Raw genomic sequence first — 14,218 nt, forward strand, 5'->3', positions numbered from 1 at the left:
ACCAGAGAGAAACGGGAAATGGCGACGATCAAGGATGTGGCGGCCATGGCGGGCGTGTCGTTTACGACCGTCTCGCACGTGGTGAACAATTCGCGGCCGGTGTCCGCGGACGTGCGTGCGAAGGTCGAGGGCGCAATCCGCGAGCTGAATTACGTGCCGTCGGCCGTGGCACGCTCGCTGAAGGCGCGAGCGACGGCGACCATCGGCCTCGTCGTGCCGAACAGCACGAATCCGTACTTCGCGGAGCTTGCGCGCGGGATCGAGGATCAGTGCGCGGCCAACGGCTATTGCGTGTTCTTCTGCAACTCGGACGACGATCCCGTCAAGCAGCGCAACTACCTGCGCGTGCTGCAGGAAAAGCGCATCGACGGGCTGATCGTCGCATCGGCGGGCGAGGATGCGGTGCTCGCGCAGACGCTCGCGGATATCCACGCGCCGCTCGTCGTCGTCGACCGCAACATCGAGGGGCTCGCGGCCGACCTCGTGCAGATCGACCACGAGCGCGGAGCGTACCTGGCGACGCGTCACCTGCTCGAACTCGGGCACGCGAAGATCGGCTGCATCACGGGGCCGACCGACACGGCGGTCAGCGCAATGCGCGTGCACGGCTTCATCCGCGCGATGGCCGAGCGGGGGGTCGACATCGTGCCGGGCGCGATCGCGGAAAGCGACTTCTCGTGCCTCGGCGGTTATCACGCGGCGTCGCGCCTGTTCGAATCGGTGCGGCCGAGCGCGATCTTCGCGGGCAACGACCTGATGGGCGTCGGCGCGCTGCGCGCGGCGGCCGAGCGCGGCATGCGCGTGCCCGACGACTGTTCGATCATCGGGTTCGACGACATCGAATTCTCCCGGTACACGTATCCGGCTCTGTCGACGGTCGGCCAGTCGGTGCGCGCGCTCGGCGAAATGGCCGCGCAGACGCTGATCGAGCGGATCGGCGGCGGCTCGACCGCCGTGCCGAGCCGCCGCCGCGTCGTGTCGCCGCGCCTCGTACTGCGCGAATCGACGGCGGTTTTACCGCGAGCCGCCGGCTTCCGGCGGTCGCGCATGACGGCGCCGGCGGCAGGCACCGGCCGCGTGACGGTGGTCGGCAGCCTCAACATGGATCTCGTGGTGCGCGCACCGCGTCTGCCGCTGCCGGGCGAAACGCTCGCCGGTCACGCGTTCGCGCAGGCGGCGGGCGGCAAGGGCGGCAATCAGGCCGTCGCGGCCGCACGGCTCGGCGCGCAGGTCGCGATGATCGGCTGCGTCGGCGCGGATGCGCACGGCGCGGCCCTGCGCGCGGGGCTCGCAGCCGAGGGGATCGACTGTACGGGGCTCGCGACGAGCGCGTCGGCGTCGACCGGCGTCGCGCTGATCGTCGTCGACGACGCGAGCCAGAACGCGATCGTGATCGTCGCGGGCGGCAACGGCGAGGTCTCGACCGAGACGGTCGCCCGGCACGAGGCCGCACTGGCGTCGGCCGACGTGCTGATCTGCCAGCTCGAGACGCCGCCGGACGCGGTGTTCGCGGCGCTGTCGGCCGGGCGTCGGCTCGGCCGCACCGTGGTGCTCAATCCGGCCCCGGCCGTCGCACCGCTGCCGGACGGCTGGCTGCCGCTCGTCGATTACCTGATTCCGAACGAGGTCGAGGCGGCTGCGCTGACCGGCCTACCGGTGCGCGATCCGGCGGAGGCGGAAGCCGCTGCGCGCGTGCTGCAGGCCGGCGGCGCGCGCAACGTGCTGGTTACGCTGGGCGCGCGCGGCGTGCTGGCGCTGACGGCCGATGGCGCGGCGCGGCATTATCCGGCGCCGGCCGTGCAGGCCGTCGACACGACGGCGGCCGGCGATACCTTCATCGGCGGCTTTTCCGCGCGGCTCGCGGCCGGCACGGACGTCGATACGGCCATCCGCTTCGCGCAACGCGCAGCGGCGCTGTCGGTCACGCGAGCGGGCGCGCAGCCGTCGATTCCCACGCTGGCCGAACTGGCCTGACAGGGCCTGATCAATCACCACGGCCGGCCCGTCGCCAACGACGGCCGGCCGCGTCTCCACGACGCTCGCCGGCAGCGGAGAGCCTCCCCGTCGCCTTCCTTCGAGCAGACGCTGAAAATCGCATTATTCGTTTAGCAATTTGTAATGAACAGACGAATAATTCGAAAAAATAACGGAAATACCATCAAGTTGTGCGGTGCATGGTCGTAAATGCGTCAGGTGAAGCAATGCTTCGAAGCGACGGGCCTGTCCCGTCCATCACGACGCAACACAGGAAGGATGATGGTGTTCAAGAACCTGACGATTCGTGCGCGCATCGGTCTCACGATGGCGTTTCTGGCGGTGCTCCTGGGTGTGATCGGCGGGCTCGGCTTGTACGGAATGACACGCGCGAACGAGACGACGCGCGAAATTTTCACGAACCAGATGCCGAGCGCGGTCGATGTATCGGTGGCCGAGATCTTCGCCGCGCGCGAACGCCTCGCGCTTGACCGGGCGGCGCTTCTGGCCGGCACGCCCGATGCTGCGGACGCCGTTGCGCGAAGCCGTGCGATGCGTACGCAGTCCGACGCGTGGTGGCAGAAGTACCTCGCGCTGCCGCGCGGCCCGGAGGAAGACCGGCTCGCCCAGGACGTCGCCGCGAAACGGCTGGCGTTGCAGCGCGCGTGCGACGCGTTCGCGAGCGTTGTCGGAGCGAATCAGGTCGACCAGATCGGCAACGGCGCGAAGCAGCTCCAGGCGAGCTATAGCGACCTGTCGACGGCGAGCGAAGCGCTGCGCAACTTCCAGTTCACCGATGCGCAAGCCGGCTTCGACCACGCGGAATCGACGTACGACACGCTGCGCGTGCTGGCGATCGCCGCGCTGCTGGCCGGCCTTGCCGCCGCGGTCGTGTCGTGGCTGACGCTGAGCCGCGCGATCGGTCGCCCGATCGCCGACGCGCTCGCGCATTTCGACGCCATTGCCGCCGGCGACCTGCGCCGGCCGATCGTCGTGGATCGCCGTGACGAGATGGGCCAGCTTCTCGAGGGCCTCGGCAAGATGCAGCGCGGGCTCGTCGAGACGGTGCGCACCGTGCGCGGCGGCAGCGAGTCGATCGCGACCGCGGCGCGCCAGATCGCGGCCGGCAACATCGACCTGTCGTCGCGCACCGAGGAACAGGCCGCGGCGCTGCAGGAAACCGCATCGAGCATGGAGCAACTGACCGGCACCGTGAAACAGAACGCGGACAATGCACGCCAGGCGAGCTCGCTGGCCGCGAACGCGTCGGAGATCGCAAACAAGGGCAATATGGTGGTCGGCCAGGTGGTCGGCACGATGGGCGAGATCAACGACAGCTCGGCCAAGATCGCGGACATCATTGCGATCATCGAAGGAATCGCGTTCCAGACCAACATTCTTGCGCTGAACGCCGCAGTCGAAGCGGCACGGGCGGGCGAGGAAGGCCGCGGTTTCGCGGTCGTCGCGGGCGAAGTGCGCAGCCTGGCCCAGCGTTCGTCGACCGCGGCCAAGGAGATCAAGGTGCTGATCGACGCGTCGGTGGAGCGGATCCGGTCGGGCTCCTCGCTGGTCGACGAAGCAGGGCGCACGATGAGCGACGTGATCGGCGCGGTGCAGCGCGTGACCGACATCATGGGCGAAATCGCGGCGGCGTCCGAGGAACAGAGCGGCGGGATCGACCAGGTGGCGCGCGCGGTCGCGCAGATGGACGAGGTCACGCAGCAGAATGCGGCACTCGTCGAGGAAGCCGCGGCCGCCGCGCAATCGCTCGACGAACAGGCCGGGCGCCTGCGTGAAACGGCGGCGGTGTTCCAGCTCAATGAAGACACGGCACGCCCGGGTGTCGCGGCTCCGGTTGCCGTGCGTCACGCGCCGCGTGCGGTCGCTGCAACGGTTGCGGTGCCCGTCCAGGCTGCTGCGCGCGATGATCGCGACGCACCGCCGAAACGTGTATCCGCAGCGCCGCCGGCACGCAAGCCCGTTGCTGCTGCTGCGGCGCCCGCGCAAACGGCCGCTACCGCCGACGATTGGGAAACCTTCTGATTCGCGCGCGCAGCGCATCTATCCCCATTTGGTGACGTACGACGCCCGCGACATGCGGGCGTCGTCGTTTCTGCCTTGGGACATTGTGACAGGCGACGTGCGTGAATGACGATCGCGCCGCGTCGCGTGCATCGCGTGACCGGCATCGACGGGTGGGTGCACAGGGGCAGGTGAGGTTCCCGCATCCGTCGTACGGGTATTTCCGTAAGGGCACTGCGAAAAAAATTTGTAACGGTGCGCACAACGTGTCGTCGAAAACGACCGCTCGAACGTATAGGGATGAAGGGGAGAAGTGACGACGTCGGTTGTGTCCAACACACAAGACGTTCCGTTGTTCGACGAGACGCGGCGGATGCAGTTTCTGCGACTCGGGACGACGATTGTAAAACGACGAAATGTGTTGTCCAAGCGGTGTTGTCGAGAATGACGAACTTCATACGAAGAGTTCGTGAAAAAAAATAAGAAAGGGTTTAGGATGAATTCGAACGCGCTTGCTTCTGCGCAGTCGTACGAAGGCAGGCACGTCTTCAGACTCAGGCGAGGGAGGTAGCATGGATATTTACAGCAGCTTCGCGAACCGCTTCGAAAAAACGCGAGAGGAAGAGCTCTCGCTGGAGGAGTATCTCGCGCTCTGCAAGAACGATCCATCCGCGTACGCGACGGCTGGTGAACGCATGCTGGAAGCAATCGGGGAACCTGAACACATCGATACCCGCAACGACCCGCGCCTGTCGCGGATCTTTGCGAACAAGGTCATCAAGGTCTATCCCGCATTCCGTGAGTTCTACGGAATGGAGGAGGTGATCGAGCAGGTGGTCGCCTACTTCCGACACGCTGCGCAAGGGCTCGAAGAGAAGAAGCAGATCCTCTATCTGCTTGGCCCGGTGGGCGGCGGCAAGTCCTCGATCGCCGAGCGTCTGAAGCAACTGATGGAGCGCGTGCCGTTCTATTCGCTGAAGGGTTCGCCCGTCAACGAATCGCCGCTCGGTCTGTTCGACTACGACGAAGACGGTCCGATCCTCGAGGAACAGTACGGCATTCCGCGCCGCTACCTGAAGAACATCCTGAGTCCGTGGGCCGTCAAGCGGCTGCACGAATACAACGGCGATATCCGCCAGTTCCGCGTGGTGCGGCGCTATCCGTCGATCCTGCGGCAGGTCGGCATCGCGAAGACGGAGCCGGGTGACGAGAACAACCAGGACATCTCGTCGCTGGTCGGCAAGGTCGACATCCGCAAGCTCGAACAGTACGCGCAGGACGACGCCGATGCGTACAGCTACTCGGGTGGCCTGTGCCTGGCGAACCAGGGGCTGCTCGAGTTCGTCGAAATGTTCAAGGCGCCGATCAAGGTGTTGCACCCGCTGCTCACCGCCACGCAGGAAGGCAACTTCAAGGGCACCGAGGGCTTCGGCGCGATTCCGTTCGACGGGATCATCCTCGCGCACTCGAACGAGTCGGAGTGGAAGGCGTTCCGCAACAACCGCAACAACGAGGCACTGCTCGACCGGATCTTCGTCGTGAAGGTGCCTTACTGCCTGCGCGTATCGGAAGAGACCAAGATCTACGAGAAGCTGATCCGCAACTCGTCGCTGGCCGAGGCCGTCTGCGCTCCGGGCACGCTGAAGATGATGTCGCAGTTCTCGGTGCTGTCGCGCCTGCACGAGCCGGAGAATTCGAGCCTGTTCTCGAAGATGCAGGTGTATGACGGCGAGAACCTCAAGGACACCGATCCGAAGGCGAAGTCGTACCAGGAATACCGCGACTACGCGGGCGTGGACGAAGGGATGACGGGCGTGTCGACACGCTTCGCGTTCAAGATCCTGTCGCGCGTGTTCAACTTCGATTCGAGCGAGGTCGCGGCGAACCCCGTGCACCTGATGTACGTGCTCGAACAGCAGATCGAACGCGAGCAGTTCCCGCCGGAAACCGAGCAGAAGTACCTGTCCTTCGTGAAGGACGTGCTCGCGTCTCGCTACGCGGAATTCATCGGCAAGGAGATCCAGACGGCCTACCTCGAATCGTATTCGGAGTACGGCCAGAACATCTTCGACCGCTACGTCACGTATGCGGACTTCTGGATCCAGGATCAGGAATTCCGCGATCACGACACGGGCGAGAGCTTCGACCGCGCCGCGCTGAACGCGGAGCTGGAGAAGATCGAGAAGCCGGCCGGCATCAGTAATCCGAAGGATTATCGCAACGAGATCGTGAACTTCGTGTTGCGTGCACGGGCGGCGAATGCCGGCAAGAACCCTGTGTGGACGAGCTACGAGAAGTTGCGCGTCGTGATCGAGAAGAAGATGTTCTCGAACACCGAGGAACTGTTGCCGGTGATTTCGTTCAACGCCAAGGGTTCGGCGGAGGAGCAGCGCAAGCATGAGGACTTTGTGAACCGGATGGTCGCGAAGGGCTATACGCCGAAGCAGGTGAGGCTGCTTTGCGACTGGTACCTGCGCGTGCGCAAGTCGTCATGACGCGCGCGGTACCGCGCCCGTACGGCGTCGCCGTACGGGTGTTTTCAGAGACGCCGCCCGCATGACGGGAGACGGCATGTGCGGCGAGCGTCCCGGCATATCGATTTTCGAGCGGGAGACCGGGAGTGCTTCATCAAATCATCGACCGCAGGCTGGCCGGCAAGAACAAGAGTATCGCCAACCGCGAACGCTTTCTGCGTCGCGTCAAGAACTACATTCGTCGTGCCGTGTCCGATGCGGTGCGCGACCGTAGCATCAAGGATATCCAGAGCACGCAAAGCATCACGATTCCGCGCAAGGACATCGCGGAGCCGAATTTTCGGCACGCCCCTGGCGGACGTCGTGAATACGTGCACCCCGGCAACGAGGACTACGTGCGCGGCGACAAGATCCCGCGCCCGCAGGGCGGCTCGGGCGGCGGGGGCAGTCAGGCGAGCAACGAGGGCGAAGGGCAGGACGACTTCGTGTTCGAGTTGTCGCGTGACGAGTTCATGCAGTATTTCTTCGACGATCTCGAACTCCCGCGCCTCGTGAAGACGCACCTGCTGACGGTGCCGAGCTGGAAGAACGTGCGCGCGGGCTGGTCGGCGGAAGGCACGCCGAACAACATCGACGTCGTGCGTTCGCTGCGCAGCGCGCTCGGGCGTCGCATCGCGCTCGGCTCGCCGCTCGTCAACGAGCTGCGCGAACTCGAGGCGCAGCTCGAGGCGATGAAGAGCGATCCGGAAGATCGGCGCGCGGAGATCGCGGTGCTCGAGGCCGAGATCCATCACCTGAAGGGGCGCATCTGGCGGATTCCGTTCATCGATCCTTTCGACTTGCGCTACATCAACCGCGTGAAGCAGCCGCAACCGTCGAGCCAGGCCGTGATGTTCTGCCTGATGGACGTGTCGGGCTCGATGGACGAGCAGCGCAAGGATCTGTCGAAGCGCTTCTTCATCCTGCTTTACCTGTTCCTCAAGCGGAACTACGAGCGCATCGAGGTCGTGTTCATCCGTCACCACACGCGCGCCGAGGAAGTCGACGAAGATACCTTCTTCCATTCGACCGAGAGCGGCGGCACGGTGGTGTCGAGCGCGCTCGAGCTGATGCGCAAGGTGATGAACGAGCGCTACTCGCCGACCGAGTGGAACATCTACGGCGCGCAGGCGTCCGACGGCGACAACTGGACCGACGATTCGCCCAAGTGTCGCAAAATCCTGGAAGAGGATATCCTCACGAAGACGCGTTACTTCGCGTATATCCAGGTCGCGCCGGAAGAGCAGAACCTGTGGCTGGAATACGCGCAACTGGCCTTGTCGCAGCCGCATCTCGCGATGAAAAAAGTGGAATCGGCTGCGGACATCTACCCGGTGTTTCGCGAATTGTTCGAAAAGCAGGTGGAAATGTCATGACGACCCGCCATCTGCACAACGAGTCGCGCGGCTATGCGCCGCGCCCTTCCGGCGACGACACGGCCGGCCCTGCCGCATCGCAGCAACGCGGGCAGGCCGAACCACCGCCGCCGGCCGCCGACTTGCCCGGCTCCGGGCAAAAGGAAGCGCGTATGAACGTTGCCGAACGCAAGCCGCTGCCGTGCCCGTCCGACTGGACGTTCGAACTGCTCGAGGAATACGACACGCACATCTCGCAGGTCGCCGAACAATACGAGCTCGACATCTATCCGATCCAGCTCGAACTGATCAGCGCCGAACAGATGATGGACGCGTATGCGTCGGTCGGGATGCCCGTCAACTACCGTCACTGGTCGTTCGGCAAGCATTTCCTGTCAACCGAGAAGAGCTACCGTCGCGGCCAGATGGGGCTCGCGTACGAAATCGTCATCAACTCGAACCCGTGCATCGCGTACCTGATGGAAGAGAACACGATGACGATGCAGGCGCTCGTCATCGCGCACGCGGCGTACGGGCACAACTCGTTCTTCAAGGGCAACTACCTGTTCCGGCTGTGGACCGACGCGCACGCGATCATCGACTATCTCGTGTACGCGAAGAACTACGTCGCGGAATGCGAGGAGCGCTACGGCCTCGATCGCGTCGAGGAACTGCTCGATTCGTGCCATGCGCTGATGAATTACGGCGTCGACCGCTACAAGCGGCCGCAGAAGCCTTCGCTGTCGAAAGAAGCCGCGCTGCGGCGCGAACGCGAGGCGTACCTGCAGTCGCAGGTGAATGAATTGTGGCGCACGCTGCCGGGCAAGAAACCCGAGCTGATGGAAGAACAGGAAGACCGCTATCCGCCCGAGCCGCAGGAGAACCTGCTGTATTTCGCGGAGAAGAATGCGCCGCTGCTCGAACCGTGGGAGCGGGAAGTGATCCGCATCGTGCGCAAGATCGGCCAGTACTTCTACCCGCAGCGGCAGACGCAGGTGATGAACGAAGGCTGGGCGACGTTCTGGCACTACACGCTGCTGAACACGCTGTACAACCAGGGGAAGCTGGAAGACAGCTTCATGATGGAGTTCCTGCACTCGCACAGCAACGTGGTCTACCAGCCGCCCGTCACGAAGCCGTACTACAGCGGGATCAACCCGTATGCGCTCGGCTTCTCGATGATGAGCGACATCCGGCGGATCTGCGAAGCGCCGACGGAAGAAGACTACAAGTGGTTTCCGGAGATCGCGGGCACCCCGTGGCTGCCGGCGATGCACTATGCGATGCGCAACTTCAAGGACGAGAGCTTCATCGCGCAGTATCTGTCGCCGACCCTGATCCGCGACATGCGGCTCTTCTCGGTGCTCGACGACGACATGCGCGATTCGCTCGAGGTGTCGGCGATCCACGACGATTCGGGCTACCAGTACGTGCGGCAGGCGCTGTCGCGGCAGTACGACATCCATCACCGCGAGCCGAACATCCAGGTGTGGGCGGTGAACACGCGCGGCGACCGCAGCCTCACGCTGCGCCACTTCATGACCGACAACCGCCATCTGTCGAACGACAGCGACGAGGTGCTCAAGCACATGGCGCGGCTCTGGCAGTTCGATGTTTTCCTGGAAAGCGTCGACGAGGCCGGTACCGTGCGCAAGCGCTACGAGTGCCGCTATGTGCCGCCGGAGGTGCGGATCTGAACATCGGCAACGGAGAGTTTGCACCGGACGCCAGCCCGCGGGCTGGCGTTTTCATATGGCGAGCGCGTGGCGGGAGAAAAATTTTCTACATCCGGACGAACCCGGAGAGCCCGTTACTTTACATTTCGCTAAAATCCCGTAGCGCCGTGCCCCGGAACCGGTGCCACGCGCGACCGCACGCGGCGGCCTCCGCCGTCTCGCCCAGAAAGCACTAAAAGGAACTGACCCATCCATGGACGTCCAGAGCGACCAAGCTGCGCTGTCCGCGCATGACACCCGGCGGCGCGTGTTCGCCATCGTCGGCGCCTCGTCGGGCAACCTCGTCGAGTGGTTCGACTTCTACATCTACTCGTTCTGCGCGCTGTACTTTGCGCCGGCATTCTTTCCGAGCGGCAACACGACGACGCAGCTGCTGAACACGGCAGGCGTATTCGCGGCCGGCTTCCTGATGCGTCCGATCGGCGGCTGGCTGTTCGGCCGCATCGCCGACCGCCACGGCCGTCGCAACGCGATGATGATCTCGGTGCTGATGATGTGCGGCGGCTCGCTCGTGATCGCGGTGCTGCCGACCTATGCGCAGATCGGCGCGCTCGCGCCGGCGCTGCTGCTGGTCGCGCGGCTGTTCCAGGGGCTGTCGGTGGGCGGCGAATACGGGACGAGCGCGACCTACATGAGCGAGGTGGCGCTGAAGGGCCGCCGCGGCTTCTTCGCGTCGTTCCAGTACGTGACGCTGATCGGCGGCCAGCTGTGCGCGCTGCTCGTGCTCGTGATCCTGCAGCAGACGCTGTCGGCCGACGAACTGAAGGCGTGGGGCTGGCGCATCCCGTTCGTGGTCGGCGCGGCGGCCGCGCTGATCTCGCTGTACCTGCGCAAGTCGCTCGACGAGACGTCGACGTCCGAATCGCGCGACAAGAAAAACGCGGGCACGATTCGCGGCGTGTGGCAGCACAAGGGCGCGTTCTTCACGGTGGTCGGCTTCACGGCCGGCGGCTCGCTGATCTTCTACACGTTCACGACGTACATGCAGAAGTACCTCGTGAACACGGCCGGCATGCATGCGAAGACGGCCAGCAACGTGATGACCGTCGCGCTGCTCGTCTACATGCTGATGCAGCCGGTATTCGGCGCGCTGTCCGACAAGATCGGCCGCCGCACGTCGATGATCCTGTTCGGTTCGTTCGCGGTGATCGGCACGGTGCCGCTGATGCATGCACTGAAGGACGTGACGAGCCCGGTGGCCGCATTCGTGCTGATCACCGTTGCGCTCGCGATCGTCAGCTTCTACACGTCGATCAGCGGCCTGATCAAGGCCGAGATGTTCCCGCCGGAAGTGCGCGCGATGGGCGTCGGCTTGTCGTACGCGGTCGCGAATGCGATCTTCGGCGGTTCCGCCGAGTACGTCGCGCTGTGGTTCAAGTCGATCGGCAGCGAGGAAACCTTCTATTGGTACGTGACCGTGCTGTGCGCCATCTCGCTGCTCGTGTCGTGGCGGATGCGCGATCCGAGCAAGGAAGGGTATCTGCGTCACGAGCCGTGATCGGCTGCGCAGTGTGCGCGTTGAGCGCATTTGCCTCATGACGAACGTCCCGCCAGCTGGCGGGACGTTTTTTTTGCGGCGTGCGATTACGCGGGCGGAGCCGGTGCGTGGGCGGGCGCTGGCTCGGACGCGCTCGACAGGCTGCCTTGCTCGACCAGCCATTCGAACATCCGCTCGACGATCGGCGAGCGCGACGGGCCCTCCATGCGCGACAGCCACCATGTGGTGCCGGGCAGGCGCGGGTAGCCCTCGAGCACGGTCAGCGTGCGCTGGTCGATACCTGCCTGCGCGACGAGGCGCGGCAGGCACGCGATGCCGCGGCCACGCAGCACGGCGTCCAGCACGAGCCGCTGGTCGTCGTAGATCGCATGCATCCGGAAGGCCGACAGCCGCTCGCGAAACACCGTCGCCAGCCGCTCGTCGGTCAGGCTGGCTTCGAGACAGATGACGCCCGCATGCCGCGGGTGCTCGTCGCGCGGCACGCGTTCGAGTTGTTCCGCCAGCGGCGTCGCGCATACCGTCACCCATTCGTCCCGCATGAACGGGATATCCAGCAGGCCGGGCTGCAGCATTGGCCGCGTGCCGATCGTCATGTCGACGTCGATCTCGTCGACGTAGCGTGCGGTTTCGTCGGTCGACAGCAGCGGGCACAGATCGGGCAGGACCTGCTGCAACGGCTCGAGGCGCGGCTGCAGCCAGCCGTGCAGCAATGGCGCGGGACACACCAGCACGACCAGCCCCGGGTTCAGGTAGGTCGCGATGCGGTCGAGGCCGCCTCGCAACGTGTCCATCGCGCGCTGCACGCTGCGCTGCAGGACCTCGCCGGCGATGGTCAGTTCGACGCCGCGACCGCGCCGGCGGAACAGCGGCTGCCCGAGTTGCGCTTCGAGCTGCTGGATCTGATGGCTGATTGCCGATTGCGACAGGTGCAGCTCGTCGGCCGCGCGCGAGAAATTACCCAATCGGGCCGCGGCTTCAAAGCCGGTCAGCAGTTTCAGGGACGGAACGCGTTGCATCGAGGTATGAAGTGAATTGATTGATTCGGCCAAGAAATATCAATATTCATCAAGTTTAACCTGACGCACAATCGGCCATCAATCACAACGGAGACGGAACGATGGGTCGCTTTGATGCTCGCCAGCGCGGTTACCGGATGCCCGCGGAATGGGAATCGATGGATGCCACGTGGCTCGGATGGCCGGTGCTCCACGATCGCGAGGATCTGTGGGGGAGCCACTACGCGCAGGTATGCCGTGAATTCGCGTTGGTCGCGCGGACGATCGCCCGCTACCAGCGCTGCGTGGTGGCCGCACACTACGGCCAGGCCGATGCCGCGCGCGAGATGGTCGGTGCGAGCGTCGACGTGCTGCCGGTCGCGGCCGAGGACAACTGGCTGCGCGACTGCGGGCCGATCTTCCTCGTGAGCGAACAGCGCGGGCTGGGCGCGGCCGTGTTCCGCTTCAACTGCTGGGGTGAGAAGTACCAGCCGTACGACGGCTGCCAGCAGGCCGGGCAGGACATCGCACGCGCGGCCGGCGCGGAGATCTTCAACTCGCACATGGTGCTGGAGGGCGGCGCGTTCTATGTCGACGGGCAGGGCACGCTGATCACCACCGAGAGCTGCCTGCTGCATCCGAATCGCAATCCGCACCTGAGCCGCGCGGAGATCGAGGCGGAGCTGCGCCGCATGCTGGGCGTCGAGAAGATCATCTGGCTGCCGGGCAATCCCGACGAAGTGGAGACGAACGGGCACGTGGACGGCATCGCGTCGTTCATCGCACCGGGCCGGATGCTATGCCAGACCGCGCTGCCGGAGCAGGGCGACTATTTTCACGTGATGCGGGAAAACCGCCGCGCGCTGGAGCTTGCGACCGATGCGGCGGGGCGCCGTTTCGAGCTGCTCGACCTGCCGTCGCCGATCGTCACCGAACGCTTCGGCTCCGAGCGCTACTGCGATTGCTATGCGAACTACATCCTGGTGAACGGCGCGGTGATCGTGTCCGCGTTCGGCGTCGAGCAGGATCAGGCGGCGCGCGAGGTATTCGGTCGCGCGTTCCCCGGGCGTAACGTGGAGATGCTGCCGATCCCGACGCTGTCGATCGGCGGCGGCAGCATCCACTGCTCGACGCAGCAGCAGCCGTCCGTCGCGAACTGAGCGACGTTTCGTCAGCGGTTTACGGTTCGACCGAGGAGCAATCGCAATGCCGTCCAAACACATCACCGTCGCCGCCGTCCAGATGGCGTCGGGCAGCTGGAATCTCGAAGACAACATGGCCACCGCGGAGCGCCTGATCCGCGCGGCCGCCGCACAGGGTGCGAATCTCGTGCTGTGCCCGGAGCTGTTCGCGATGCCGTACTTCTGCCTCGACCAGAACGTGCGTCATCTCGAACTCGCGCAGCCGTTCGAAGGCAACGCGCAGATCGCCCGTTTCGCGGCGCTGGCCGGCGAACTCGGGATCGTGCTGCCGATCGGTTTCTTCGAGCGTGCGGGCAATGCCGCGTACAACTCGATCGCCGTGGCCGACGCGGACGGGCGCGTGCTCGGCGTCTATCGCAAGACTCATATCCCGGACGGGCCGGGTTATACGGAGAAGTTCTATTTCACGCCGGGCGACACCGGCTTCAAGGTGTGGGACACGCGTTTCGGCCGGATCGGCATCGGCATCTGCTGGGACCAGTGGTACCCGGAGACGGCGCGCAGCCTCGCGCTGATGGGCGCGGAGATCCTGTGCTTTCCGACCATCATCGGCTCGGAGCCGTTCAGCAGTGCGTTCGATTCGTCCGGCCACTGGCAGCGCACGATGCAGGGCCACGCGGCCGCCAACATGGTGCCGGTGGTGGCGGCGAACCGGATCGGCCGGGAAGTCGGCATCGGCAATGGCGATCCGGAGCAGCAGGGGCTCACCGGCGTGTTCTACGGGTCGAGTTTCATCGCGGATCACACCGGCGAGAAGCGGGCCGAGGCGAACCGCACCGATGAAGCCGTGCTCGTGCACACGTTCGATCTAGACGCGATCCGTGCCAACCGGCAGTCGTGGGGCTTTTTCCGCGATCGCCGCCCGGAGATGTACCGCACGTTGCTGACCAGCGACGGCGTGTCGTCGTGTTATCGGTGAGGGA

The 14,218-nt window shown here is 65.0% G+C and carries 9 protein-coding genes and 1 pseudogene; 9 read left to right on the plus strand and 1 reads right to left on the minus strand.

The features are described 5' to 3' along the window. Nucleotides 1–18 precede the first annotated feature (18 nt). From LXE91_RS13500 to LXE91_RS13530, 7 genes and pseudogenes are all read left to right on the plus strand, one after another. Nucleotides 19–1,051: pseudogene (locus tag LXE91_RS13500) on the plus strand (LacI family DNA-binding transcriptional regulator). Next, entirely contained in the window at nucleotides 1,048–1,974 is a 927-nt protein-coding gene (rbsK, locus tag LXE91_RS13505; protein WP_039358731.1) for a ribokinase, read from the plus strand. The pseudogene LXE91_RS13500 and the gene rbsK overlap by 4 nt, the downstream one beginning before the upstream one ends. Nucleotides 1,975–2,256: 282 nt before the next feature. Beyond that, entirely contained in the window at nucleotides 2,257–4,017 is a 1,761-nt protein-coding gene (locus LXE91_RS13510; RefSeq protein ID WP_039358729.1) for a methyl-accepting chemotaxis protein, read from the plus strand. A 551-nt stretch (nucleotides 4,018–4,568) separates the two neighbouring features. Then, nucleotides 4,569–6,491 (plus strand): PrkA family serine protein kinase, encoded by a 1,923-nt coding sequence (locus tag LXE91_RS13515; RefSeq protein WP_011351905.1) that lies wholly within the window; start codon nucleotides 4,569–4,571, stop codon nucleotides 6,489–6,491. Nucleotides 6,492–6,616: 125 nt separating this feature from the next. Then, nucleotides 6,617–7,885 (plus strand): YeaH/YhbH family protein, encoded by a 1,269-nt coding sequence (locus LXE91_RS13520; protein ID WP_039358726.1) that lies wholly within the window; start codon nucleotides 6,617–6,619, stop codon nucleotides 7,883–7,885. Continuing rightward, nucleotides 7,882–9,561, plus strand: coding sequence for a SpoVR family protein (locus LXE91_RS13525; protein WP_039358723.1), 1,680 nt, complete (start codon nucleotides 7,882–7,884; stop codon nucleotides 9,559–9,561). Before LXE91_RS13520 ends, LXE91_RS13525 begins: the two co-directional genes overlap by 4 nt. Before the next feature lie 232 nt (nucleotides 9,562–9,793). Further along, nucleotides 9,794–11,098: an MFS family transporter gene (locus tag LXE91_RS13530; protein ID WP_039358719.1), complete on the plus strand. Its 1,305-nt coding sequence runs from the start codon at nucleotides 9,794–9,796 to the stop codon at nucleotides 11,096–11,098. An 86-nt stretch (nucleotides 11,099–11,184) separates the two neighbouring features. Here LXE91_RS13530 and LXE91_RS13535 read toward each other — a convergent pair whose 3' ends face one another. Further along, entirely contained in the window at nucleotides 11,185–12,114 is a 930-nt protein-coding gene (locus LXE91_RS13535) for a LysR family transcriptional regulator (protein WP_039358716.1), read from the minus strand. 101 nt (nucleotides 12,115–12,215) lie between these two features. Here LXE91_RS13535 and LXE91_RS13540 point away from each other — a divergent pair, with 101 nt between their 5' ends. Beyond that, nucleotides 12,216–13,253 carry an agmatine deiminase family protein gene (locus tag LXE91_RS13540; RefSeq protein WP_039358712.1) on the plus strand — a complete coding sequence of 346 codons (1,038 nt, stop codon included), beginning with the start codon at nucleotides 12,216–12,218 and terminating at the stop codon, nucleotides 13,251–13,253. A gap of 46 nt (nucleotides 13,254–13,299) precedes the next feature. Further along, nucleotides 13,300–14,214, plus strand: coding sequence for an N-carbamoylputrescine amidase (gene aguB / locus LXE91_RS13545; RefSeq protein WP_039358709.1), 915 nt, complete (start codon nucleotides 13,300–13,302; stop codon nucleotides 14,212–14,214). Nucleotides 14,215–14,218 lie beyond the last annotated feature (4 nt).

This window comes from Burkholderia contaminans (assembly GCF_029633825.1).
In the GTDB taxonomy this organism is placed as follows: domain Bacteria; phylum Pseudomonadota; class Gammaproteobacteria; order Burkholderiales; family Burkholderiaceae; genus Burkholderia; species Burkholderia contaminans.

Coding starts and splice junctions, on each gene's coding strand:
- rbsK (WP_039358731.1), top strand. CDS start 1,048: ATGACGGCGCCGGCGGCAGGCACCGGCCGCGTGACGGTGGTCGGCAGC.
- LXE91_RS13510 (WP_039358729.1), top strand. CDS start 2,257: ATGGTGTTCAAGAACCTGACGATTCGTGCGCGCATCGGTCTCACGATG.
- LXE91_RS13515 (WP_011351905.1), top strand. CDS start 4,569: ATGGATATTTACAGCAGCTTCGCGAACCGCTTCGAAAAAACGCGAGAG.
- LXE91_RS13525 (WP_039358723.1), top strand. CDS start 7,882: ATGACGACCCGCCATCTGCACAACGAGTCGCGCGGCTATGCGCCGCGC.
- LXE91_RS13530 (WP_039358719.1), top strand. CDS start 9,794: ATGGACGTCCAGAGCGACCAAGCTGCGCTGTCCGCGCATGACACCCGG.
- LXE91_RS13535 (WP_039358716.1), bottom strand. CDS start 12,114: ATGCAACGCGTTCCGTCCCTGAAACTGCTGACCGGCTTTGAAGCCGCG.
- LXE91_RS13540 (WP_039358712.1), top strand. CDS start 12,216: ATGGGTCGCTTTGATGCTCGCCAGCGCGGTTACCGGATGCCCGCGGAA.
- aguB (WP_039358709.1), top strand. CDS start 13,300: ATGCCGTCCAAACACATCACCGTCGCCGCCGTCCAGATGGCGTCGGGC.